General features: G+C 74.8%; 17 protein-coding genes. 10 read left to right on the forward strand and 7 right to left on the reverse strand.

Going from position 1 to position 21,754, the window contains the following annotated elements; all coding sequences use genetic code 11:
- Positions 1-49: 49 nt before the first annotated feature.
- From WMF43_RS14090 to WMF43_RS14105, 4 genes are all read right to left on the reverse strand, one after another.
- Entirely contained in the window at positions 50-628 is a 579-nt protein-coding gene (locus WMF43_RS14090; RefSeq protein ID WP_437680610.1) for a hypothetical protein, read from the reverse strand.
- Positions 629-639: 11 nt separating this feature from the next.
- Entirely contained in the window at positions 640-1,872 is a 1,233-nt protein-coding gene (locus WMF43_RS14095; RefSeq protein ID WP_437680612.1) for a hypothetical protein, read from the reverse strand.
- Positions 1,869-3,014, reverse strand: a complete 1,146-nt coding sequence (locus WMF43_RS14100) for a hypothetical protein (RefSeq protein WP_437680614.1) — start codon at positions 3,012-3,014, stop codon at positions 1,869-1,871. The genes WMF43_RS14095 and WMF43_RS14100 overlap by 4 nt, the downstream gene beginning before the upstream one ends.
- Positions 3,015-3,269: 255 nt before the next feature.
- Positions 3,270-4,136 carry a tetratricopeptide repeat protein gene (locus WMF43_RS14105; RefSeq protein WP_437680616.1) on the reverse strand — a complete coding sequence of 289 codons (867 nt, stop codon included), beginning with the start codon at positions 4,134-4,136 and terminating at the stop codon, positions 3,270-3,272.
- 277 nt (positions 4,137-4,413) lie between these two features.
- On the opposite strand from WMF43_RS14105, the gene WMF43_RS14110 reads away from it, so the two are divergent.
- The 7 genes from WMF43_RS14110 (at position 4,414) to WMF43_RS14140 (ending at position 11,303) form a co-directional block, all read left to right on the forward strand.
- A complete protein-coding gene (locus tag WMF43_RS14110) occupies positions 4,414-5,859 on the forward strand; it encodes a sigma-54-dependent transcriptional regulator (protein WP_437684003.1) in 1,446 nt (481 codons plus the stop codon).
- A gap of 7 nt (positions 5,860-5,866) precedes the next feature.
- Positions 5,867-7,162, forward strand: a complete 1,296-nt coding sequence (locus WMF43_RS14115; protein ID WP_437680618.1) for a formylglycine-generating enzyme family protein — start codon at positions 5,867-5,869, stop codon at positions 7,160-7,162.
- 125 nt (positions 7,163-7,287) lie between these two features.
- Positions 7,288-8,028, forward strand: coding sequence for a hypothetical protein (locus WMF43_RS14120; RefSeq protein ID WP_437680619.1), 741 nt, complete (start codon positions 7,288-7,290; stop codon positions 8,026-8,028).
- Positions 8,025-9,395 (forward strand): ATP-binding cassette domain-containing protein, encoded by a 1,371-nt coding sequence (locus tag WMF43_RS14125; RefSeq protein WP_437680621.1) that lies wholly within the window; start codon positions 8,025-8,027, stop codon positions 9,393-9,395. The genes WMF43_RS14120 and WMF43_RS14125 overlap by 4 nt, the downstream gene beginning before the upstream one ends.
- The gene (locus WMF43_RS14130) at positions 9,385-10,152 is read left to right on the forward strand and encodes a hypothetical protein (protein ID WP_437680622.1); all 768 of its coding nucleotides are present in this window, start codon (positions 9,385-9,387) and stop codon (positions 10,150-10,152) included. Before WMF43_RS14125 ends, WMF43_RS14130 begins: the two co-directional genes overlap by 11 nt.
- A 130-nt stretch (positions 10,153-10,282) precedes the next feature.
- Positions 10,283-10,696, forward strand: coding sequence for a hypothetical protein (locus WMF43_RS14135; protein ID WP_437680624.1), 414 nt, complete (start codon positions 10,283-10,285; stop codon positions 10,694-10,696).
- 64 nt (positions 10,697-10,760) lie between these two features.
- Complete coding sequence (locus tag WMF43_RS14140) at positions 10,761-11,303, forward strand: hypothetical protein (protein WP_437680626.1); 543 nt, start codon at positions 10,761-10,763, stop codon at positions 11,301-11,303.
- Here the strand turns inward: WMF43_RS14140 and WMF43_RS14145 are convergent.
- From WMF43_RS14145 to smpB, 3 genes are all read right to left on the reverse strand, one after another.
- The gene (locus WMF43_RS14145; protein ID WP_437680628.1) at positions 11,281-12,756 is read right to left on the reverse strand and encodes a DUF362 domain-containing protein; all 1,476 of its coding nucleotides are present in this window, start codon (positions 12,754-12,756) and stop codon (positions 11,281-11,283) included. The two genes, WMF43_RS14140 and WMF43_RS14145, sit on opposite strands and share 23 nt — an antisense overlap.
- Before the next feature lie 174 nt (positions 12,757-12,930).
- Positions 12,931-13,233 (reverse strand): hypothetical protein, encoded by a 303-nt coding sequence (locus WMF43_RS14150; protein ID WP_437680629.1) that lies wholly within the window; start codon positions 13,231-13,233, stop codon positions 12,931-12,933.
- Positions 13,230-13,802, reverse strand: a complete 573-nt coding sequence (smpB, locus tag WMF43_RS14155; protein WP_437680631.1) for an SsrA-binding protein SmpB — start codon at positions 13,800-13,802, stop codon at positions 13,230-13,232. Before smpB ends, WMF43_RS14150 begins: the two co-directional genes overlap by 4 nt.
- 188 nt (positions 13,803-13,990) lie before the next feature.
- On the opposite strand from smpB, the gene WMF43_RS14160 reads away from it, so the two are divergent.
- The 3 genes from WMF43_RS14160 to uvrA all read left to right on the forward strand — a co-directional run bounded on the left by WMF43_RS14160 (position 13,991) and on the right by uvrA (position 21,741).
- Positions 13,991-14,383 carry a hypothetical protein gene (locus WMF43_RS14160; protein ID WP_437680632.1) on the forward strand — a complete coding sequence of 131 codons (393 nt, stop codon included), beginning with the start codon at positions 13,991-13,993 and terminating at the stop codon, positions 14,381-14,383.
- Between the two features lie 13 nt (positions 14,384-14,396).
- Positions 14,397-16,046 carry a collagen-like protein gene (locus WMF43_RS14165; protein ID WP_437680634.1) on the forward strand — a complete coding sequence of 550 codons (1,650 nt, stop codon included), beginning with the start codon at positions 14,397-14,399 and terminating at the stop codon, positions 16,044-16,046.
- Between the two features lie 343 nt (positions 16,047-16,389).
- Positions 16,390-21,741, forward strand: coding sequence for an excinuclease ABC subunit UvrA (uvrA, locus tag WMF43_RS14170; protein ID WP_437680636.1), 5,352 nt, complete (start codon positions 16,390-16,392; stop codon positions 21,739-21,741).
- The last annotated feature ends 13 nt before the right edge of the window (positions 21,742-21,754 follow it).

Here is a 21,754-nt window from a genome sequence, read left to right on the forward strand (position 1 = left end):
GTCGGGCCCGCGTTCGCCCGGCGCTGCCGCACGGCAGCGCGCGGCCAGGCTAGACGATCGCCGCGTTGACGATCTCGCGCACCACGCCGAGCAGGCGCTCGTAGTGCTCCGGGACGGGCCGCAGGCCGGCGCAGTGGACCACGAGGCCGCCGGGGCGCAGCTCGAGGTGCCCCTGGAAGCCGCGCGTCGCGAGCAGCTTGCGGAGGCGCGGGCGGAACGCGGCGGCGGCCTCGCGCGGCGAGGCGGCGAAGGTCGTCACGTGCGCGTCCCACAGCGCGTCGCCGAGGGTGACCTTCGGCGGGGGAGGGCTCTCGATGAAGGCGACGCGCGTCAGGAAGAACTCGCCGACGCGCATCGCGGCGCGGTGCCGGAGGGCCGGGTGCGCCGCGAAGCCGAGCAGCGTTCGCTCGAGCGGCTCGGCTTCGCCGTCGGCGTACCAGGGCTCCGCGATCACGGCGTGCCCGGGGCTCGTCATCCACGTGCACGCGCTGCGGTAAGCGGAGGGGGGCGCGATCGTGTCGTAGGGCTCCCAGCGGCGGAACCAGTCCTCGTCGGGGCGGGGCGTGAAGGCGAGGCCGCGCCGGGCAGCCCACGCCGCGATGAGGTCGGAGCCGAGCGGAGGCGGCATCGGCGACGAGATTAGTGCGCGCGGCCGCGCCTCGGAAGCCTCCGGCGCCACGCCGCGGCGAGCGCGCCCGCGCAGGCCGCGAGCCAGGCCGCCCTGCTCGACGCGGCCCCGCCGCCGGGCACGCTGCAGGAGCACTGGCCGTGCAGCCCGACGGTCGCGGTGACCGTCGCGCCGTCGTCGCCGCCCCCGTCGCCCCGCGGCACCTCGGCGCCGCCCTCGCCCGCCGTCGCAGGCGCCCCACCGGCGTTGCCGTCCACGCCGCCGCTGCCGCCCGCGTCGCCGCTGCCGCCCGCGCCGCCGCCGCCGCTGCCGCCCGCGCCGCCGCCGCCGCTGCCGCCCGCGCCGCTGCCGTCCTCGGCGCACCGCGTGACGTGGAGGGGGCGCGTGCTCGTGCAGTCCGTCGGCGACGCGCAGCGCGGATCGGGGAGATCGGGCGGCGCGCGGTCGCCGCCGATCTCGCCGGGGTTCGGGTACGCCGGCGCGGTCGCGGCCCACCGCTCGCCCGTGTGCTCCAGGTGGCCGAACACCCGCTCCTGGTACGGAGCCGCGCCGCCGATCGCGGGATCGTAGACGCCGCGGCCGGCATCGTGGTTCGGGTTGTTCGGGTTGTTGACGTACGAGAGGCCGTTGTAGGCCCACACGGCGCTGTACCAGTGCTCGATGATCGCGGGCTGCTGATCGCCGACGCAGCGCGTGGCCCTCCATTTGCCGGCCAGGATGAGCGCGCCGGTGGCCGCGTTGTAGGCCGGCTCCGCGGCCACGCGGCGCGGCTCGAAGTCCGGGCTGTCCCCCGCGCGCATGCCGCTCGTGATCTGGGAGGCGCCGTAGCCGCAGTCGTACGAGATGATCGTCCGCGAGCTCTGGCCGGCCTGGTCCGCGGGCCGGTCCGGCTCGCAGAACTGCTGCCACCGCGACTCCTGCATGGCGATCGCCTTCAGGAGCTCGCAGGGGAAGCTGGGGGATACGTCGCGCCGCGCCTCCGGCTTGCCGCAGCCCTGGCCGATCTGGAGGGCGACGGGCGCGGGGCCGGCGTCGCCCCAGGCCGCGGGACCCCGCGAGACGAGATCGAAGATGTCGTTCCACGCCGCGGCGGAGGGGTTGGTCCCGGGCACGGCGTCGACCGCGCAGCTGCGCTGGTTGTAAGCGCTCGACGCGGTGTAGCAGGGGCAGTACGCCGCGCGGGCGGCCGGCGCGATCAGCGCCGCGGCGGCGAGCGCCGCGGGCGTCACGAGGCGGCGGCTCATCGCGAGCCCTCCTTCCCGGCGACGAAGCCGGCGACGGCGATGCGCGCGCCGGGCGGCGCGGGGATCGCGGCCACGTCGCCGGTCGCCGCGTGGATCGCGAAGGGGACGGGGAAGGCCGAGGGGTTCGTGTGCAGCGCGGCGACCCACGCGGCGTCCTCCGAGACGGCCTGGACGACGTCGACGCCGGGGCCGAGCGGGCCCCGGACGGACGCGCGGGCGCCGCGCACGAGCAGCCCGGTGGCGCGATCGGGCGTGTACGCGAGCCCGCCGCCCGGCCAGCTGTGCGGGGCGAGGCCGCTGTACGCGCTCACCGCGAGCCGGGTGATCTTCCCGCTCGCGAGGTCGAGGCGATCGACGACCCACGCGCTGGGATCGGCCTCGTGCCGCCCCTGGAACACGAGCGCGCCCGCGGCGTCGACCGAGAAGTCGCGCGCGAACGGCGGGATCGACGGGGCGATCACGCGCGTCGCGCCCGAGTCGGGGCTCACGCCGACGATGTCGGCCGATCCGGGCGCGACGCGGTAGAGGACGAGCTCGCCGTTCCACTCGCCGGCGAGGAAGGCGAGGTAGCCCGTGTGCGCGTGCACGGCGCGGGTCGCGCCGGTGGCGAGGTCGACCTCGTCGATCGTGAGCGCGTCGACGCGCAGCCGCGCGAGATCGCCGTCGCGCGGCGGCTCCGGGCCGGCCACGCCGCGCGAGACGAAGACGCGCCCGCTCCTCGTCACCAGCGGGCGGCTCGCGTGCACGACGCCGTCGCAGAGCGCCGCCGGCTCGGCGCGCGGCTCGATCCGGAACAGGCTCGCGTTGAACGAGGGGTCGCGGGCCGGGCTCGTGTCGGCGGTGGCGACGACGACCTGCGTCCCCGGAACGACGCGGGCGCGGACGATCGCGTCGCTCAGGTGCCGGAGCACCGCGAGCGGGGGCCCGACCTTGGGGGCGCCCAGCGGCGCGATGTGCAGCGTGGTCTCGGCCGCCCCCGGAGCGGTCGCGAGGAGCGCGACGCTGGCCGGCGCGGGGCGCGCAGCGGGCGCCGCGAGGGCCGCGGGCACCAGGGAGTGGCCGACGCGCGAGAGCTCGGGCGCGGCGCTCCCCCCGGCGCCGGCGACCACCGCCGCCGCGGCGAGCAGCGCGCCGGGGGGCACGAGCCGGCGCAGAGGGCGCAGGCAGCGCGGAGAGAAAAACGAGCGGGCAGGGGAGCCGATGCGCACGATCGAAGAGTAACGAGCTGCGCGCGAACACGCTCGTTTGCTGCAGTCGTCCCCCACGCGCACATCGGACGACCCGGGCGGTGAGTAACGTCGCGCACGGCCTCGCGTCCACGGACCTGGCGGTCGCGTGCGCTTGCTCTCAGAAGCGGCCGCGCCGGCGCGGACCTGGCGGTTCGCGTGCGCTTGCTCTCAGAAGCGGCCGGCGGCACCCACCCCGGCGACGCCTGGACCGGCGACCGGCATCAGCCGGAACGCGGCGCCGGACCCGAGCGCGCTCGAGGTCGGCTGGGGGTGGTTGAACCCGAGCTGCCAGATGAGGCCGCTGGCGACGCCGGCGGCGCCCAGCCCGAGCAGCACGCCGCCGATGGTCGCGCGCGTCCGGCCCTGATTGCCCTGGTCCGCCACTGCCGCCGCACAGTTCTTGCGCCCCGGGCAGCGATCCTCCGCGTCGGCGATGTCCGTGATCCCGCTCGTGGTCAGGATCCCGCCGACCAGCAGCGTCACGGCGCCGGCGCCGGTCACGGCCCACGGCGCGTAACCGTAGGGAGGCTCCGGGGGAGGCGCCTCCACCGGGCGGGTCGGGGCCGCGGACGCCGTGGGGAGCAGCGGCGGCGGCACGGGCGCCGACGCCGACTCGCTCGCGGTCGGGGTCGGCGCCGGGCGGATCGAGTTCTTCAGGTTCTGGATCTTGTCCCGGATCGTCTGCGCGTCGCTCGCGTCCGGCGCGCGGGACAGGTACGTCTCCAGCGCGGTCACCGCCTCGGCGCGGTCGCCCTTCTTCTCGTAGGCGTTGGCGATGTTGATGAGCACGGGATGGGCCGCGCAGTCGAGCTGGTAGGCGTCCTTCCAGTACTGGATGGCGCGGTCGTAGTCGGCCCGCTCGTAGAACTGCGTCGCGGCCTTGTGCGCCCCCTTGGCGCCCTCGAGGTCGGCGGCCGTGGCCGTGCGGTTACATTCGGGGTACTCGAGGCTCGGATCTCCTGCTTGTCCCGCCACGGCCAACCCCGCAGCGAGGAACATCCCCGCGCCGAGACCGACCAGCCAAGTACGAAGCACACGCATCCGATCCGCCCTCCACGAGAAGTGGCCGCAGCATACTGATCCGCCTCGCCGGCAGCGAGAAAAAGGAATCGCGGAGGACCACGGCGCAATGCGCTCCACGGCGGGACCGGCGGGTCGAGCGGCCGAACGGCCGAGCGATCGACCCAGCCGACGGCCGGAGAGGCCCGTCCGCGCGCCGTCGCGGGCGCCGCGCGGCGTCGCGGGCGCCTCCGGCGTCGAGAGGCGGCCGCGGCGCTTGTCCAGTTTCCGGTTCTGCTAGTCTCGCCCGGTGATGCTCCCCGAGAAGAAGCAGATCCTCGTCGTGGACGACGAAGCGAACCTCCGGCGTGTCCTCAGCGCCCAGCTCGGCCGGGATGGATACGAGGTCCACACCGCGGAAGACGGCGAGGAAGGGCTCGCGTTCCTGAAGGAGCACCACATCGACCTGGTCATCACCGATCTCCGGATGCCCAAGGTCGACGGCATGGACCTCCTCCGGGCGGCGCTCCGCGACGACCCCTCGCGCCCCGTCGTGCTCCTCACGGCCCACGGGACGGTCGACAACGCGGTCGAGGCGCTGAAGACGGGCGCGTTCGACTACATCACGAAGCCGTTCGATCAGAACGAGGTGCGCGTCGTGGTGAAGAAGGCCCTCCGCACCCGCGATCTCGCGAGCGCGGACGCCACGCGGGACGTCACCGCGGCGCCGCCCCGGGGCGGCTCCGACCGGTTCGGCATCATCGGCGAGAGCCCGCCCATCCAGGAGCTTTACGCGATCCTCGAGCGGGTCGCCGACACGCCGACGACGGTGCTCATCAGCGGCGAGAGCGGCACCGGCAAGGAGCTCGTCGCGCGGGCGTTGCACGAGAACTCGAGCCGGCGCGACCGGCCGTTCATCAAGGTCAACTGCGCCGCCATCCCGAAGGACCTCATGGAGTCGGAGCTCTTCGGCTACGAGCGCGGCGCCTTCACCGGCGCGGTCGCCTCCAAGCCGGGGCGCTTCGAGCTCGCCTCCGGCGGCACGCTCTTCCTCGACGAGATCGGCGAGATCCCCACCGAGATGCAGGTGAAGCTCCTGCGCGTCCTGCAGGAGAGCGAGTTCGAGCGGGTCGGGGGCATCAAGACGATCCACGTCGACGTCCGGCTCGTCGCCGCGACGAACCGCGACCTCAAGCGGGAGATCGCGGCGGGCACCTTCCGGGAAGATCTCTTCTACCGGCTCAACGTCGTGCCGATCGCGCTCCCTGCGCTGCGCGACCGGAGGAGCGACATCCCTCACCTCTGCGCCCACTTCGTCGCGAAGTTCAACGCGCGGCTGAAGAAGAATATCGAGGGGATCGATCCCGAGGCGCTCGAGCGCCTGTCGTCGCACGCGTGGCCGGGGAACATCCGCGAGCTGGAGAACGTCGTCGAGCGCGCGCTGCTCTTCGCGGACGGCGCGCGCATCCGCCTCGACGATCTCCCGGAGGAGATCCGGAGCGGCGCCCCGTCGGCGGCGGTCACGGCGCTGCCGCTGGCCGCCGCGGCGGCGGACACCTCCTTCGCGCCCTCGACGCCCGACGGCCTGAAGGAGCAGGTCAAGGCGGCCATGAGCCGGCTCGAGCGCGATCTCATCGAGCGCGCCCTCAAGCAGACGCACGGCAACGTCACCCACGCCGCGCGGCTCCTCAAGATCTCGCGCAAGGGGCTCCAGCTCAAGATGAAGGAGCTGAACCTCCGCGAGCGCGACCCCGAGTGAGCGCGTGGTGCCCGGAGGAGAGCGATCCGCCCGCGCGCTGAAGGGGAGGGCCCTCGCCCTCTCCGCGTCGCTCGCCGGGCTCCTCTGCGCCGCGCCCGCGTGTGACCGCGGCGGCCCGTCGCCGGGCGGGGACGCCGATCTCGACGCCGCGCCGCCCTGGGACGTCGGCCAGACGGAGCCGGAGCCGCGCCCGGGCATGGCGTGGATCCCGAAGGGCGTGCTCATCGCGGGCACGCCGCCGGATCGGCTGCCGCGCATCGCCGACGAGGAGATGGCGGGCGAGCAGGTCGTGATGCACGGCTTCTACATCGACGTCTTCTCGTACCCGAACGAGGTCGGCGCGATCCCGACCACGAACGTGACGCAGGACGAGGCGCGCGCGCTCTGCGAGGCGCAGGGCAAGCGCCTCTGCACCGAGCTCGAGATCGAGCGCGCCTGCAAGGGCCCGGCGAACACGACCTACGAGTACGGCGACACGTACCGCCCCTCGGTGTGCGCGACCGGGCAGAGCCGGGTGCTGACGCCGAACGGGGTGAACGCCGGCTGCGTGAGCGGGTTCGGGGTGCACGACCTCCACGGCGGCGTGTGGACGTGGACGGCGAGCCAGTGGCAGCGGGACACCAGCAAGCCGGGGCTCGTCTCGCTGCGCGGGGGCAACGGGCCCGCGGGCGAGCTCGTCGGGCGCTGCGCCAACGGGCGCGGCGTCAAGCCGGACACGCGCCGCCCCGAGGTCGGCGTGCGCTGCTGCGCCGGCGAGGTGAACAGCTTCGAGGTCGTGCTCGAGGTCGCGCGCGATCGGCCGCTCCGGCTGGAGCCGCTCGTCGACCCGCGCGCGGCGGCGCAGCTCGCGCAGCTCGCGCCGGAGGAGGTGCGCGCCGCGGCCGAGGCGGGGCGGGCCGAGGACGCGTTCAAGGTGGAGCGCATGTGGACCTGGCACCCCCGGGGCAACGAGGAGCTCGTGGTCGGCGGCGGTTGCGCGCGCGCGGGAGGGGAGAAGGCGCCGCCGCAGCGGCGCGGCAAGCGCGCGCGGCGATCGCCGCCGGGGGGCGACCCCAGGCTCGTGTGCGGGCTCATCATCGCCCGGATGCGCCTCAGCGCGCCGGCGCTGCTCGCGTTCGTCCCGTCGGACCGCTGGCAGCCGACCCTCGGGGAGACGGACTCCCCGCGCGATCTCCTGCTCTACGGCGGCGACGCGCTGGGCGCCTTCCGCCGGCGCATCACCTACGAGTGGGGCAAGATCGCGGTGGCCGACAAGGAGCGCAAGCGCAAGCACAAGGGCCGGCGCGGGCTCTCGTTCGACTAGGCTCTGGCGACTAGGCTCTGGTTTCCCGGCGACGCGCCGCGGCCCGTGGCACATTGGCCTTGCGCCCGCGCTCCTGGAAGGGCAGCGCTAGCGCTGCGCGTCGCCCAGCCCGCCCGCTCCCTCCGATGAACCGATCGCCCGATCCCGAACCGCGCACGGCCCCAGCTGGGCGGCCGGACGATCGCCGGCGGCATCGCGCCGCGGCACGCGGGGCGCTGCGCGGCGCCGTCGCGCTCGGCTGCGCGCGGCTCCGCGGCGCGGGCGGCGGGAAGCTCGGCTTCGCGATGGCCGCGGCGATCTCGCTGGGGTACGGAGCCATGGCGATCGTGCTCCGGCTGGACGATGGGACGACGGCGCTGGGAGGGCTGCTCGGGTCCGCGGCGCGCTGGCTCTCGTGGGTGGCGGCCGGCCCGATCGCCCTCGCCGCGGCGCACGACCGGCCCGCGGCCGACCGCGCCGAGGGCATCGAGGCGCTCGCCGCGGCGCGGGGCCTGTCGCGCGCCTCGCTCCACGGCGCGCGGAGCCTCGCCGCCATGCTGGAGGTCGGCCGGGTCATCGCGGCCCCGCTGGCCCTCCTCTCGGCGCTCGCGGCGCTCCTCTCCGGCTCGGCGCTGCTCGCCCTGCAGCACCTCGCCTTCGGGGCCGCGCTCGTCCTCTTCGGCGCGGTCTCCGGCGTGACGCTCGGCGGCCTCGCGGCGGCGAGCGGCCGCGTCGCCGGGGCGCGGGGGCGCTCCCTGTTCCTGGCGCTGACCCTCGTCCCCTGGGCCCTCGCCGATCTCGCCGGCGACTCGAGGTGGTCGATCCCCGGCGCGCTCGGCGCGTTCCTCTCCTTCGCGGAGCGCTCGGCGGGAGGCCTCGCCGGATGAGCCCGGACGCGCCCGTCGTGCTGCTCGAGGGCGTGCGCGCGCGCGATCACGCCGGCGAGGCGGGCCGCCCCCGCGGGAGCCTCTTCGGCGCGGCCGCGGCGCTCGGCCCGGGCGTGCACGCCATCCTCGGCGCCCCGGAGGACGGCACGCTGGCGATCGCCGAGCTGCTCGCGGGGCGCGCCCCGCCCCTCGCGGGCCGCGTCCTCGTGGGGGGGCGCGATCCGTTCCGGAGCGCGGCGACGCGTGCGCGCATCGGCGTGCTCTCCGCCGCCCCGGAGCTGCCCGACGCCGCGTCGGTCGCCTCCTCGATGGCGATGGCGCTCCGGGTCCGCGACGAGCCCGCGGCGCGCGCCGCGGCGCTGCTCGAGCCGCTCGGCGTTGCGCCGCTCCTCGCCCGCCGGCGGGCGTCGCTGAGCTTCGCCGAGGCCAGGGCGGTCGAGCTCGCGCTCGCGCTGGGGTTGCCGGCGCCGCTCCTGATCTGCCTCGTCGAGCCGTTCGCGGAGGTCGCCGTGCCGTCCCCGGAGCCGGTCCGGGAGCGCCTCCGCGCGCTCGCGGCCGACGGCGCTTGCGTCGTGCTGATCACGTCGTCGACCGTCGATGCGCGCGCGCTCGCGGACCACATCCATGTGCTCGATCACGGCGTCATCGCGCGCACCGAGCCCGGCCACGGCGATCGCCTCGCCGGCCCGCCGCGCCCGGGCGCGGCGATGCCCGAGGCCGAGCTCTTCGTGCTCGTCCACGAGCGGGCGCCCGATGCGCCCGGCGCTCGCGCGCTCACGGCCGCGCTCGCGGCCTCTCCCGCCGTGCGCGCCGGCGCGTGGGAGCGGGGCCCGGCGGACGTCTCCTCGACCGTGCGGGTCCGGACTGCGGACCGGGAGGCGGCTGCGCTCGCGATCCTGGACGCGGCGGCCCGGGAGGACGTCGCGATCGTCGCGATCTCGTCGCTTGCGCCCTCGATGCGCGACGTGAGGGCTGCGACCGCGCTGCACCTCGCCGCCGCTCGCCCGCGCCGGCCGTTCGGCGCGCCGTCTTCTGCCGGCGTCGCGCCGCTGCCCGTCGCCGCGCCGCTGCCCGCTGCGCCGCTGCCCGCTGCGCCGCCGGTTGGACCGGTCGCCGTGGCCGCCTTTGGTGCTCCGGTGTCCCCTGGCCCGCCGCTGCTGCCTGCTACCCCATCCGACCCATCCGCCCCGCCGGTCCCGTCCACCCCACCGGGGCTGCCCGGCCCGACGCCGCCTCTGCAGGCGCCCGCAGGCGCGCAGACGGCGGCGCCCGGAGCGGTGAGCGCGGACGGGCAGGCCGAGGTTCCGCCATCGCTGGCCAACGGCGCGCCGCGCGCTGCGGAGACAGGGCGTCACGATGGCGGGTGAGGGCGCATCGAGCGCCGCGGCGCTGCAGCCGCCGCGTCCTGCGGCGTCCGGGGCCGATCGCCCGGCGCCTGCGCTGCTGGCCGTGCGGCTCGGGATGGAGATGGCCTACAGCCGCCTCCGCGCGCGGCGCCCGCTCCTGGCGTTCGGCCTCGGCCTGGCGCTCGCGATCGCGGCGGCGGTCATCGAGGTCTCGTTCGGCTCCGCCGGGGCCGTGGACCGGGCCCTGCTCGCCACCTTCCGCCTTGTCGTGCCGCTCACGAGCTTCGCCCTCGCCTCGGACGCCGCCGACCGGGCCGCGCTGCGCGACGCGGCATGGCCCGCGGCTCGCTTCGGGGCGTCGTCCCACCACGTCGCGCTGGGAATCGCCCTCACAACGGCCTTCGCCGCGGCCGTGGCAGCGGCCCTGCTCGCGATCGTGGTCGTCCTGATCGCCCACGGCCCTGGCGCGTCCCCGTTCGTCCGAGACATGCTCCTCAGCGGCTGGATCGGCGCGCTCACGGGCGCTGCCTACGCCGGCTGGTTCTCGCTCGGCGCCACGTTTCTGCGCCGCGGCCGCGGCCGCCTCGTCCCGCTCGCGGCGGACTTCCTGCTCGGGGGCTCTCTCGGGGTGGCCGGCGCGCTGCTTCCCCGCGGCCACGCGGTGAGCCTCCTCGGCGGACCGTCGCCGCTCGGGCTCGGGCAGCCCGCGAGCGCCGGCCTGCTCGCGCTGAGCGCGCTCGTCCTGGCGCTCGCCGCTGCGGCGCGGTGCCGCGAGTAGCGCGGCGGCCAAGGTGAGCGCGCCTGCGCCTCAGCTCGCCTCGCGCGGCCGCTCGGTCCCGCCTCGCGGGGCTGCGGCCGGCGCACGAGGGGGGATGTCTTCATCCGCCCGTTCACGTAATCTGAGGCGGATGACCGACTCCGACGACCAGGCCACCAAGGCGGTCAACACGCCTCGATCGGTCCTGCTCGTCAGCTCGGCGGAGTCGCTGGCGGCGAGGTGCAGGGGGATGTGCCTGCGGGCCCGCGTCATGCTCATCGTCGAGAGCGACCTCGCGGCGCTGACGAACACGGCGGTCGAGCGCAAGCCGCTCGCGATCCTGTTCCCCGACGACATCTACGCGTTCGACAGCGCGGAGTTCGACGCGCTGGCGCGCGATATCCAGGCCGCGGTGGTGACCCTCGAGCCCGGCGTCACGGACGAGGTCATCGAGGCGCGGCTCGCGGAGGCGCTGCTCCGCGCCGAGCTCCTCCGTCAGCCAGAACCTCAGTCGAGCCGGTACGTGCTCGTGCCCGACGGGCCGCGCCGCTCCAAGCGCCGCTGAGCGCGCGCTCCGTGTCCGCTCCTCCGCTCCCTGCATCCCTGCGCGGCGACAAGGATCTCCCCCCGTGAACGAGCTGCTCCTCGACCCCGGCGCGTCCAGGCTGATCGTCCGCACCCGCGCCGTCGGGATGCTCGCGCGCCTGGCGCACGACCTCGAGATCACCGCCTCCGATCTGCGCGGCCGGGCGCGCCTCGACGGCCCGTCATGGACCGCCGAGATCGCGATCGACGTGCGCAAGCTCCGCGTCGCGGGCGTCGTGCGCGGCGATCGCCTCGACCCGGACGTGCTCTCGGCCGCGGACCGCCGCGACATCGAGCAGCGCTTGCAGGGCGAGGTGCTCCGGGGCACCGACGTCGTGGAGGTCCGCGCGTCGGGGGCGACGCGTGACCGCGCCGACGTGCGCGTCCAGGTCGCCTCGGGGAGCGCCGCGCTCTCGTTGCCCCTGACCTCGCGCGAGCGCGGCGACGGGGCCGTCGGGGTGGAGGGGAGCTGTCAGGTGTCGCTGGCGGCGCTCGGCGTGCGCGAGGTCAAGGGGCCGCTCGGGGCGTTCAAGGTGCGCGACGGGATCGAGGTCCTCTTCGATCTCACTCTGCGGCCGGCGGGCTAGGCGGCCCCTCGGGCAGCTCGGGCGCCGCCTGGCCGCGCGAGCACGCGCCGTGGACCTGGTACGGCTTGCCGGCGAGGCGCTTCGCGAGCGAGGCCCCGCGCCAGGCGACGTACGCCTTGTTGAACTCGAGCACCTGGTCGGCCGCGAAGTACGGGTTCTTCGTCTTGCCGAGCGTGACCAGCGTGAGCACCTGCTCCGCCACGCTCACGGGGCAGCCCTCGAGCCGGATGGTGGGCTCGTTGCGGGCCATCGCGAGCTTGGTCGTGACCTTCACCATCTTCGCCAGCACGTCGTCGTGCTTCGCGGTGTACGGATCGCGCTCGGCGCGGTTGCGGTAGAGGCTCTCGACGTGGATCAGCTGATCGCCGATCTTGCCTTTGTACGTCGCGCAGTCGCCGATGAAGACGACCTTCTCGCCGGGCTTCGCGTCGATGGGCCCCTCGTAGGCGCCGAACACGACGTGCATCCGCGGCATCTTCGCGTCGCACTCCTTGTCGTACTCGCGCAGGATCTCGATCGCCTCCTCGATGGCCCCGGGACAGCCGCCCCAGCAGTAGTCGGTGTGCTCGGGCTCGGGCGGCGCGCCCGCGTAGGCGGTGATGTTCGTGCCCTCGAAGTACTTCTCGACGCGGACGAGGCCGACCTTGAACCCCTTGGCGCGCGCCTTCGCCTCCTCGAGCGTCACGTCGCCCGTGATCTCGATCTCGCCGAGGTCGAGCGGCCCGAAGCCGCGCTCCGCGGCCATGCGGATGTGGTCGACGCTCCTCGGATCGACGCCGATGATGTGGCAGCAGACCGCGTCGAACGCGACCTGGTTGTTCCCCATGATCACGAGGCCGAGATCGAAGGGCGACGGCGTGAGCATCCGCCCCTCGCCGGCGGTGATCGCGTCGATCGCGATGAACTGCGGCTGCACGATGTACTGGAGGTCGGCGACCTTCTCGTTCAGCCGGTGGTCGTGGTCGATGAGCCGGTGCCGATCGTCCTGGATCCCGATGTAGTTCTTCATCGAGAAGGTGACGGTCGTCCACGGGTGCGACTTGAACTTCGGGCAGTTGACGAAGAAGTCGGCCTTCGCGACCGGCTCCGGCGTGAACACGTAGTCGCGCAGCCGGCGCTCGTGCGTGAGGCGGATCTCGACCTGCTGCTCCTCCTCGAAGTGGTAGTGCTTGACGCCGGTCCGCCGGAACATCGGGTAGTAGCCGGCGCTCTCGTACGTCATGCGCGTCGGCAGCGTGATGCCGCAGCGCTCCCCGACGGCGAGCTCGGTCACGCGCCCGTCGTCGCGATCCCTCAGCGCGCCGATGACCCCCTCGATGAACTCGGGCCGCGTGTACGCGTGCGGGAAGTGCGGGCCGGAGGCGACGACGTTCGGCTTGATGAGCGTCCGGCCGTGCGGGCGGAGCGAGAGCTCCTCGAGACCGCCGCGCACGATGTCGCGGATCTTCGCCACATCGTACGTCGAGCATCGCCGCAGAATTACACGAGGGCGCGACGGAATTTTCATGGAAGCCAGCGTAAGGGTCGCCGTCCGGCACCGCAACCTGCGCTGGTCCCGGCGGATCCGCCGCCTGTGGTGCGGCTATCCGTCGCCTGTGGTGCGGCTATCCGTCGCCGGTGGTGCGGCTCAGTGTGGCGGCTCTCCGGCGACGAGCCGCGCCAGCTCGGCGCGGACCTCACGCGTCGCGTCGATGAGCCGGCCTTCGACCTCGTAGATGCGCTCGGTCGGCGCGGCCCCGCTCGGCGCGCTCGGGCTGCACAGGCGGCACCGGGCGACCTTGAGCCGGATCGCCGTCCCGGTCGACCGCAGCGCGCCCTCGACGCGGGCGCCGGGCGCCGAGGATGCGGTCGAGCGGAGCCGCACGCGGTCGCCGTCGAGCTCGACGAGCTCAGCTTCGCCGCCCTTGGTCCAGGTGAGGTGCGCCGTCACTCCGGCCTCCGCGTGCGCTCGCGGCCCTCGCCGCGCCCTTCGCGCCGCGCTTCCGCGCGGGGCGCGGCGCCGCGCCCGCGGTCGCCGCCGCCGCGCGCCCGCTCGATCGCCGCGCGCGCCTCACGCGCGGCGTCCTTCTCCTTGAGGCTCTCGCGTTTGTCGACGGTCTTCTTCCCCTTCGCGAGCGCGATCTCGGCCTTCACGCGGCCGTTCTTGAAGTAGAGGCGGGTCGCGATCACGGTCATGCCTTCGCGCTCGACGCCCTTGCGGATCGCCTCGATCTCGCTCTCGTGCAGCAGCAGCTTGCGCGGGCGCTTCGGCTCGTGCCCGAAGGCCGCCCCCGTCAGCACGGGGATGTTGACCCCCTTCAGGAACACCTCCCCGTGCTCGATGGCGCACCAGCTGTCGGTCAGCTCGGCGGCGCCCTCGCGGAGCATCTTCACCTCGCTGCCGAGGAGCACCAACCCCGCCTCGAACCGATCGTCGAGGGTGTAGTCGAAGGTCGCACGCTTGTTGCGCACGATGAGCTTCTCCCCCTCGCGTTCCTTCTCTTTGCCAGCGCGGCTCACGCGGCCGAATAGCGCGCGCGCCGCCGCCTGTCCACCGCCCTGCGCCGCGCCGGGGCGGCGGGGCGGGCCGCGCCCTCGCGGCCAACACGGCCTGGTTCGCGGGACGGACGGGTCGTCGCTTGACGCCGATCGCCGTCGCTCGTCCAATGGATCCTGCGCTCGACGGCTGCTGTCGGCGAAAGGATTCAGTGAATCGCGCGCTGCAACTTTCCGCCGGGCTGGTAGCGATGGTGGTGGTCTCCACGATGGCGCCCGCGTGCAGCTGCAGCTGCGGCGTCGATTCGAGCCTCGTGAGCCCGCCCGAGGGCGAGGGCGGGGCCGGGGGCGGCGGCGGGGCGGGCGGCGGCGGGGCGGGCGGCAGCGGTGAGGGCGGCGACGGGGCGGGCGGCGACGGGGCGGGCGAGCAGGGACACGCGCGCGCTGGGGCGGGCGAGATGGTGAGCGCCGGCGAGGTCGCCAGGAGCGCGCGCTACCGGATGGTGTTCACGCTCGGCCAGCCGACGCAGAGCCAAGAGAAGACGACCTCGCGCAGGTACCGGATGCAGGGCGGGCTCATCGGAGCCAGCGGGAGCGAGCGATGACGAGGACGCGGCGATGAGGACATCGACGATCGCGCGATGCGTGGCGGCTTCCGCGCTGGCGGCGGGCGTGGTTGCCGGCGCAGGGCGCGCAGCTGCGGCGGTGCCGGCGACGATCACCCATCAAGGCCGGCTCTACAACGCGAACGACGCGCCGATCAACGACACGATCGAGGTCGTCTTCGCCCTCTACGACGATCTCGAGGCGTCGACGCCGATCTGGAGCGAGGTCCACGCGATCACGTTCGAGGACGGCTTCTTCTCGGTGCGCCTCGGCTCGATCATCCCGTTCGAGGACTCGATCTTCGACGGCGCCGACCGCTACCTCGGCATCACCGTCGGCGACGATGACGAGCTGAAGCCGCGCGCGACGGTCGCGAGCGTGCCGTACGCGCTCCTCGCCGGCAACGTGAACGGCGACATCTCGCCCCGCTCGATCGTCGTGAACACGGTGAACGGCAGCACCGTGCTGATCAACCAGACCGGCATCGAGGTGAACGGCGTCCAGGTGATCAACGAGAACGGCGAGTGGGTCGGCTCGCCGGCCGGGCTCCAGGGGCCTCAGGGGGTGGCGGGCCCGACGGGACCTGCTGGACCAGTCGGTCCGCCTGGCCCTGCTGGATCAGCCGGTCCGGCAGGTCCACCTGGCGATGCTGGACCAATCGGCCCGGCCGGTCCGCCTGGCGAAGCTGGACCAATCGGCCCGGCCGGTCCGCCTGGCGATGCTGGACCGATCGGCCCGGCCGGTCCGCCTGGCGATGCTGGACCGATCGGCCCGGCCGGTCCGCCTGGCCCTGCTGGGCCTCGCGGCCCTGCTGGGCTTCGCGGCATGCCGGGGCCGGCGGGCGCGACCGGCGCCACGGGCGCGACCGGTCCGGCAGGCGAGGTCGGCCCGAGGGGGCCGGCGGGAGAAGCCGGGCCGATCGGGCCCGCGGGAGAGATGGGGCCGAGGGGACCCGCGGGCGAGATAGGTCCCGCCGGTCCGACGGGGCCCGCGGGAGAGATGGGTCCCGCTGGTCCGACGGGCCCCGTGGGTCCCGCGGGAGAGGCTGGGCCCGTCGGTCCGATAGGGCCGATGGGACCCCAGGGCCCGATCGGGCTCATCGGACCGCAAGGGCCGACGGGTCCCGAGGGCCCCCCGGGGCGCGACGGTGCGGTTGGTCCCATCGGACCGCAAGGGCCTCAAGGGATCCAAGGGATCCAAGGACTGCGCGGGCCCGTGGGCCCAACCGGCCCGACCGGGCCGCAGGGCGTCGTGCTGGCGGTGATGGCCCACGGCATCGGCCCGTACGAGCGCGCTCTACCGGAGGGGCTCGCCATCGATTTCTTCGGACCCACCGTCGCCGTCGACATCACGGCGGCCAGCCAGCGGATCTACGCCACCGCGCACCGCTACCTGGGCGCGGGCGCAGACCCGGCGACCGGACTGGACCTTTACATCTGCTACCAGCGCAGCACGCCCCGTGGCGCCGTGCAGCGGGTCGGGAACGGCATGCTGGGCGCCGAGGTCCCTGCGCACACCCGCGTGCCGTTCGGGGTCAGCGCCGTCATCAATGGTCTCTCCCCGGGCAGCTACAACATCGGAATGTGCGGCCAGGCCTTCGACCCGAACTGGACCAACAACGATTACGGGTACCTCTCGGTCCTGGTCCTCAACGGCGGGTAGCCGCCTCGACGACCCTCTGCATCCGCGATCAGGTTAGCCGCTGCGACAGCCTTTTCGCCGCAGCGGCGGTCAGGTCACCGCTGCGTCCGGCTGATCCACGAGGCGAACCCAGCCGGGCATCAGGCGCATGAGCCCTCCCACGCGGGGCGCGCCGGCGCCGCGCGGGACGACCTGCGGCAATTTCAAGGTGCAGAACGCAATGTGTCGGCGTGCGTGAGTCGACACGCCGCGCAGTACGATCGTCCGCGACGATTGGCTGAATGGAGGCTACACCCCTGCGGTTTCGCGCGGGCCTGTCCACGCAGGACACCCTCCCCGCGCGTCACGCCCTCCCGCGCCTCCTATGCAACCCATCCGTCTCCGCGGCGCCCGCACGCACAACCTTCAGGGCATCGATCTCGATTTTCAGCCTGGCGAGCTCGTGGCCATCGTCGGCGTGTCCGGCGCCGGCAAGTCGTCGCTCGCGCTCGACACGCTCTACTCCGAGGGGCAGCGCCGGTTCGTCGAGAGCTTCAGCCCCTACGCCCGGCAGTTCCTCGAGCGGCTCGAGCGGCCGCCGATCGACGCGCTCGAGCCCGTGGCCGCCGGCGTCGCCGTCGACCGCCGCGCGCCCGTCAAGAGCTCGCGCTCGACCGTCGCCACCATGGCCGATCTGGAGCCGTACTTCTGCGCCCTCTTCGCGCGCGAAGCGGTGCCCGTCTGCCCGTCCTGCGAGCTGCCGGCCGCGCGGACCGAGCCCGCGCGCGCCGCCGAGCTCGCGGCGAGCGCGCACGAGGGCGCGACCGCGCTCGTCACGTACCCGATCCCGGTCGCGGGCACCGAGCGCTTCCTCGACGTGCGCGAGTCGCTGCTCGCCGCCGGCTACCGACGCCTGCTGATCCGCGGGGAGGCGCGCGACATCGACAGCGTGGCGCCGTCCGAGGCGCTGAGCGGCACGGACCGGGTCGAGGTCATCGTCGATCGCGTCCGCGTCGCCCCCCGGGAGCGCCGGCGCCTCGGCGCCGCGATCGAGGAGGCCTGGAAGGGCGGCGGGGGCGACGCGTCGCTCCACCTGCACCGCAAGGCCGAAGCGGACGACGGCAACGGCGCGGGGTCGACGCGGCTCCGGCTCGTCCGTGGGCTCGCGTGCCCCTCGTGCGCGCGCGCCTTCGATCCGCCGCGCCCGGGGCTGTTCTCGTACCAGTCCCCGACCGGCGCGTGCGCGTCGTGCCGCGGCTTCGGCCGCACCCTCGGCATCGACTACAGCAAGGTGATCCCGGATCCGTCGAAGTCGATCGCGGGCGGCGCGATCCGCCCCTGGAACGGCCGCTCGACCACGTGGGAGCGGAAGCTGCTCCGCGCGTTCTGCGATCGGAACGGGATCCGCGTCGATCGGCCGTGGCGGGACCTCTCCGAGGCGCAGCGCGAGCTCGTGCTCGAGGGCGAGGGCACGTGGAACCAGGGGAAATACCCCGGCGTGAAGGCCTGGTTCCGCTGGCTCGAGACGCGCACCTACAAGATGCACGTCCGCGTGCTGCTCGCGCGGTACCGCACTTACGACGTGTGCGGCGCGTGCCACGGCAAGCGGCTCTCCCCCGAGTCGCTCCTCTACCGCGTCGGCGGCCTCGACCTCGCCGCGTGGCACGACCTCGAGCTCCGCGAGGCCCGCGCGCGCCTCGAGGCCGAGCGCCCGCAGACGGGCCAGGGGGAGATGGCGCGCCGCGAGCTCATCGCGCGGCTCGGCTACCTCGAGCGCGTCGGGCTCGGCTACCTCTCGCTCGATCGCCAGGCGCGCACGCTCTCGGGCGGCGAGGCGCAGCGCGTCGCCCTCACCGCGGCGCTCGGCACGTCGCTCACGGGCGCGCTCTTCGTGCTCGACGAGCCGACCGTCGGCCTCCATCCGACGGACATCCCGCCGCTCGTCGAGGCGATGCGCGAGCTCGCCGACCGCGGCAACGCCGTGCTCGTCATCGAGCACGAGCCCCTCGTCATCCGCGCCGCCGACCGCGCCGTCGAGCTGGGCCCCGCCGCGGGCAAGCAGGGCGGGCGCGTCACCTACGACGGCCCGCCCGGGGGGCTCCCGGCGCGCGGCCCGCTGCCCGCGCCGCGCGCCGCGCGCCGGACGCCGAGCGGGATGATCACGATCCACGGCGCGCGCGAGAACAACCTCCGCGACGTCACCGCCTCCATCCCGCTCGGCGTCGTCGTGGCGATCACCGGCCCGAGCGGCTCCGGCAAGAGCACGCTCGTGAGCGACGTGCTCTACCGGCACATCGCGAGGGCGCGCGGCTACAAGGACGTCGAGGCGCCCGGCCTGTACAAGCGCATCGAGGGCACGGCCGACATCCGCGCCGTCACCCTCGTCGACCAGGCGCCGCTCGGGCGCACCTCGCGGGGCAACCCCGCGACGTACACGGGCGCGTGGAACCGCATCCGAGCCCTCTTCGCCGACCAGCCGGAGGCGGCGGCGCGCGATCTCGGCCCCGGCCACTTCTCGTTCAACGTCGCGCTCGGGCGCTGCGACGCGTGCGCGGGCGAGGGGAGCGAGACGATCGAGATGCAGTTCCTCGCCGACGTGTCGCTGACCTGCCCGACGTGCAAGGGCAAGCGGTTCCGCGACGAGGTGCTCGAGGTGAAGCTCGACGGCCGCTCGGTCGCCGACGTGCTCGATCTCTCGATCGACGAGGCGTTCGAGGCGTTCGAGCGGGAGCCCGCGGTCCGGCGGGCGCTCGCGCCGCTCAAGCAGCTCGGCCTCGGCTACCTCGCGCTCGGCCAGCCGCTCTCGACGCTCTCCGGCGGCGAGGCGCAGCGGCTCAAGATCGCGCGCGCGCTCGGCGAGCCCTGCGCGGGCGCGCTCTTCCTGCTCGACGAGCCGAGCGCCGGGCTCCACCCGGAGGAGGTGAAGCACCTCAACGCCGCGCTCGGCGTGCTCGTGGACGAGGGCGCCTCGGTGCTGGTCGTCGACCACGACCTCGACGTCATCGCGGCGGCCGACTGGGTCGTCGATCTCGGGCCGGGCGCCGGCAGCGAGGGCGGGCGCGTCGTCGCGGAGGGCGCGCCCGAGGAGGTGGCCAAGACGGCGTCGCGCACCGGCGCCGCGCTCGCGGAGTGGTTCGCGCTGCGCGGCGGCGCCGCCGCGCGGCGGCCGCGGCGCGCCGAGGCGGCGGCCGATCCCGCCGCGGCGAAGCCCGGCAAGCGCGGCCCTCGCGGCGCCGCGCGCCCGGCGCTCGATCGGGGGCGGATCGAGGTGGAGGGCGCTCGCGAGCACAACCTCGCCGAGGTCTCGACCGTGATCCCGCACGGCGAGATCGTCGTCGTCACCGGCCCGAGCGGCTCCGGGAAGAGCACGCTGGCCTTCGACGTCGTCTTCGCCGAGGGCCAGCGGCGCTTCCTCGAGACGCTGACCCCCTACGCGCGCCAGTTCCTCCCCACGCTGCCGCGGCCGGACGTCGATCGCGTGACCGGCGTGCCCCCCTCGATCGCGCTCGAGCAGCGCACCACGCGCTCCGGCGCCAACTCGACGGTCGCGACCGTGACCGAGATCGCGCACTACCTGCGGCTGCTCTACGCCAAGGTCGGCGAGGCCCGCTGCCCGGCGTGCGACGTCCCCATCGAGGCGCGCTCGCCGGACGAGGTCTACCGCTCGCTGCTCGCGACGCGCGGCGCGCGCACGCTGCTCGCCCCCGCCGTCGTGGCGCGGAAGGGGACGTACCTCGACGTGTTCACCGCCGCCGCCCGCGCCGGCATCACGCGCGCGATCGCCGACGGCGAGCCGTGCGCGACCGACAGCCCTCCTCGCCTCGACAAGCGCCGCGAGCACTCGATCGATCTCGTGATGTACGAGGGGCGCCTGGACGGCCTCGACCGCGCGCTCTTCGATCGCGCCCTCTCGTTCGGCCGAGGCGCCGTGAAGCTCGCCGGCGGCCGGGGCGGCGAGCAGCTGCTCTCCACGACGCGCACCTGCCCGCGCTGCAGCGCCGGCGTCCCGGAGCTCGATCCGCGCTGGTTCTCGTTCAACACGAAGCAGGGCCGCTGCGAGGCGTGCGAGGGGACGGGCGCCTCGGACTTCGACGACGACGCGCTCGAGACGCCCGATCCGTGCGAGGCCTGCGGGGGCTCGCGCCTCGCGCCGATCCCGCGCGCCGTCCGGCTCGCCGGCGAGCGCTACCACCAGGCGTCGGGTCGATCGGTCGAGGCGGCCGCCGCGTGGGCGAGGAGCCTGCGCTTCTCGGGCGACCGCGCGCTGATCGCCGAGGCGCCGCACCGGGAGCTCTGCCGCCGGCTCGACTTCGTCTGCGAGGTCGGCCTCGGCTACCTCACGCTCGACCGGCGCGCGACCACCCTCTCGGGCGGCGAGATGCAGCGCCTGCGGCTCGCGGCGCAGCTCGGCAGCGGCCTCACCGGGGCGCTGTACGTGCTCGACGAGCCGACCATCGGCCTCCACCCGCGCGACACCGACCGGCTGCTCGGCAACCTGCGGAGGCTCGCCGGCATGGGGAGCACGGTGCTGATGGTGGAGCACGACGCCGACACGATCCGCGCCGCCGATCACCTGATCGATCTCGGCCCGTCGGGCGGGCGCAAGGGCGGCAGGATCGTCGCGGCGGGGCCGTCGCGCGAGGTGCTCGCGAACCCCGATTCACCGACCGCCCGCGCGCTCGCCGGCGAGGACGCCCTCCTCAGCGCGCGCCCGGCGCGCCCGCCGGTGCGCGAGCAGATCGAGCTCGTCGGCGCGCGCGCACACAACCTCCAGGGGGACACGCTCCGGATCCCCGCGGGCCGCATGACGGTGATCGCCGGCGTGTCCGGCTCGGGGAAGAGCACGCTGATCCAGAAGGTGCTCTACCCGGCCGCGCGCCGCGCGCTGAAGCTCGAGGCGCCCGAGCCCGGTCCGCACAAGGCGCTGCGCCTGCCGAAGAGCATCCTGCGGGCGGTGGCCGTCGATCAGTCGCCCATCGGGAGGACGCCGCGCTCGATCCCGGCGACGTTCCTGGGCGTCTGGGACGAGATCCGGAAGCTCTACGCCGCCTCCCCCGACGCCCAGGTGCGCGGCTACGGCCCGGCGCGGTTCTCCTTCAACACGAACGCGGGCGGCCGGTGCCCCGCGTGCGAGGGCCAGGGCGTCATCGCGCACGAGATGTCGTTCTTGCCCGACGTGACCACGCCGTGCGAGGCGTGCGGCGGCGCGCGCTTCGAGCCGGCGACGCTCGACGTGCGTTACCTGGGCCTGTCCGTCGGCGACGTCCTGCACCTCACCGCCGAGGAGGCGGTGGAGGTCTTCGCGGCGCACCCTCGGATCCGCGCGCCGCTCGCGACGATGTGTGATCTCGGCGTGGGCTACCTCCAGATCGGCCAGGGTTCCCACACGCTGTCGGGCGGCGAGGCGCAGCGGCTCAAGCTCGCGGCGGAGCTGACGGCCGGCGCGCGGCCCAAGCCGACGCTGTACGTGCTCGACGAGCCGACCACCGGCCTCCATCTCGCGGACGTGACGCGCCTCGTCCGCGTGCTCGATCGCCTGGTGGAGCGCGGCGACACGCTGGTGATCATCGAGCATCACCCGGCGGTCATCGCGTGCGCGGATCACGTGGTGGAGCTGGGCCCGGAGGGCGGCGCGGGCGGAGGTCGTATCGTGGCGGAGGGCACCCCGCGGGAGGTGGCGCGCCAGCCGACGGCGACCGGCGCGGTGCTGAAGCGGATCTTCGCGAAGGCGACGTGAGCGCGCGCGCCGC

Source organism: Sorangium sp. So ce131 (genome assembly GCF_051519095.1).
Taxonomy (GTDB): Bacteria; Myxococcota_A; Polyangia; order Polyangiales; family Polyangiaceae; genus Sorangium.

Excerpts from the sequence above, each read along its gene's own strand:
- WMF43_RS14120 (WP_437680619.1), top strand. The coding sequence starts at position 7,288 with ATGAACCGATCGCCCGATCCCGAACCGCGCACGGCCCCAGCTGGGCGG.
- WMF43_RS14130 (WP_437680622.1), top strand. The coding sequence starts at position 9,385 with ATGGCGGGTGAGGGCGCATCGAGCGCCGCGGCGCTGCAGCCGCCGCGT.
- WMF43_RS14135 (WP_437680624.1), top strand. The coding sequence starts at position 10,283 with ATGACCGACTCCGACGACCAGGCCACCAAGGCGGTCAACACGCCTCGA.
- WMF43_RS14090 (WP_437680610.1), bottom strand. The coding sequence starts at position 628 with ATGCCGCCTCCGCTCGGCTCCGACCTCATCGCGGCGTGGGCTGCCCGG.
- uvrA (WP_437680636.1), top strand. The coding sequence starts at position 16,390 with ATGCAACCCATCCGTCTCCGCGGCGCCCGCACGCACAACCTTCAGGGC.
- WMF43_RS14095 (WP_437680612.1), bottom strand. The coding sequence starts at position 1,872 with ATGAGCCGCCGCCTCGTGACGCCCGCGGCGCTCGCCGCCGCGGCGCTG.
- WMF43_RS14165 (WP_437680634.1), top strand. The coding sequence starts at position 14,397 with ATGAGGACATCGACGATCGCGCGATGCGTGGCGGCTTCCGCGCTGGCG.
- WMF43_RS14125 (WP_437680621.1), top strand. The coding sequence starts at position 8,025 with ATGAGCCCGGACGCGCCCGTCGTGCTGCTCGAGGGCGTGCGCGCGCGC.
- WMF43_RS14110 (WP_437684003.1), top strand. The coding sequence starts at position 4,414 with ATGCTCCCCGAGAAGAAGCAGATCCTCGTCGTGGACGACGAAGCGAAC.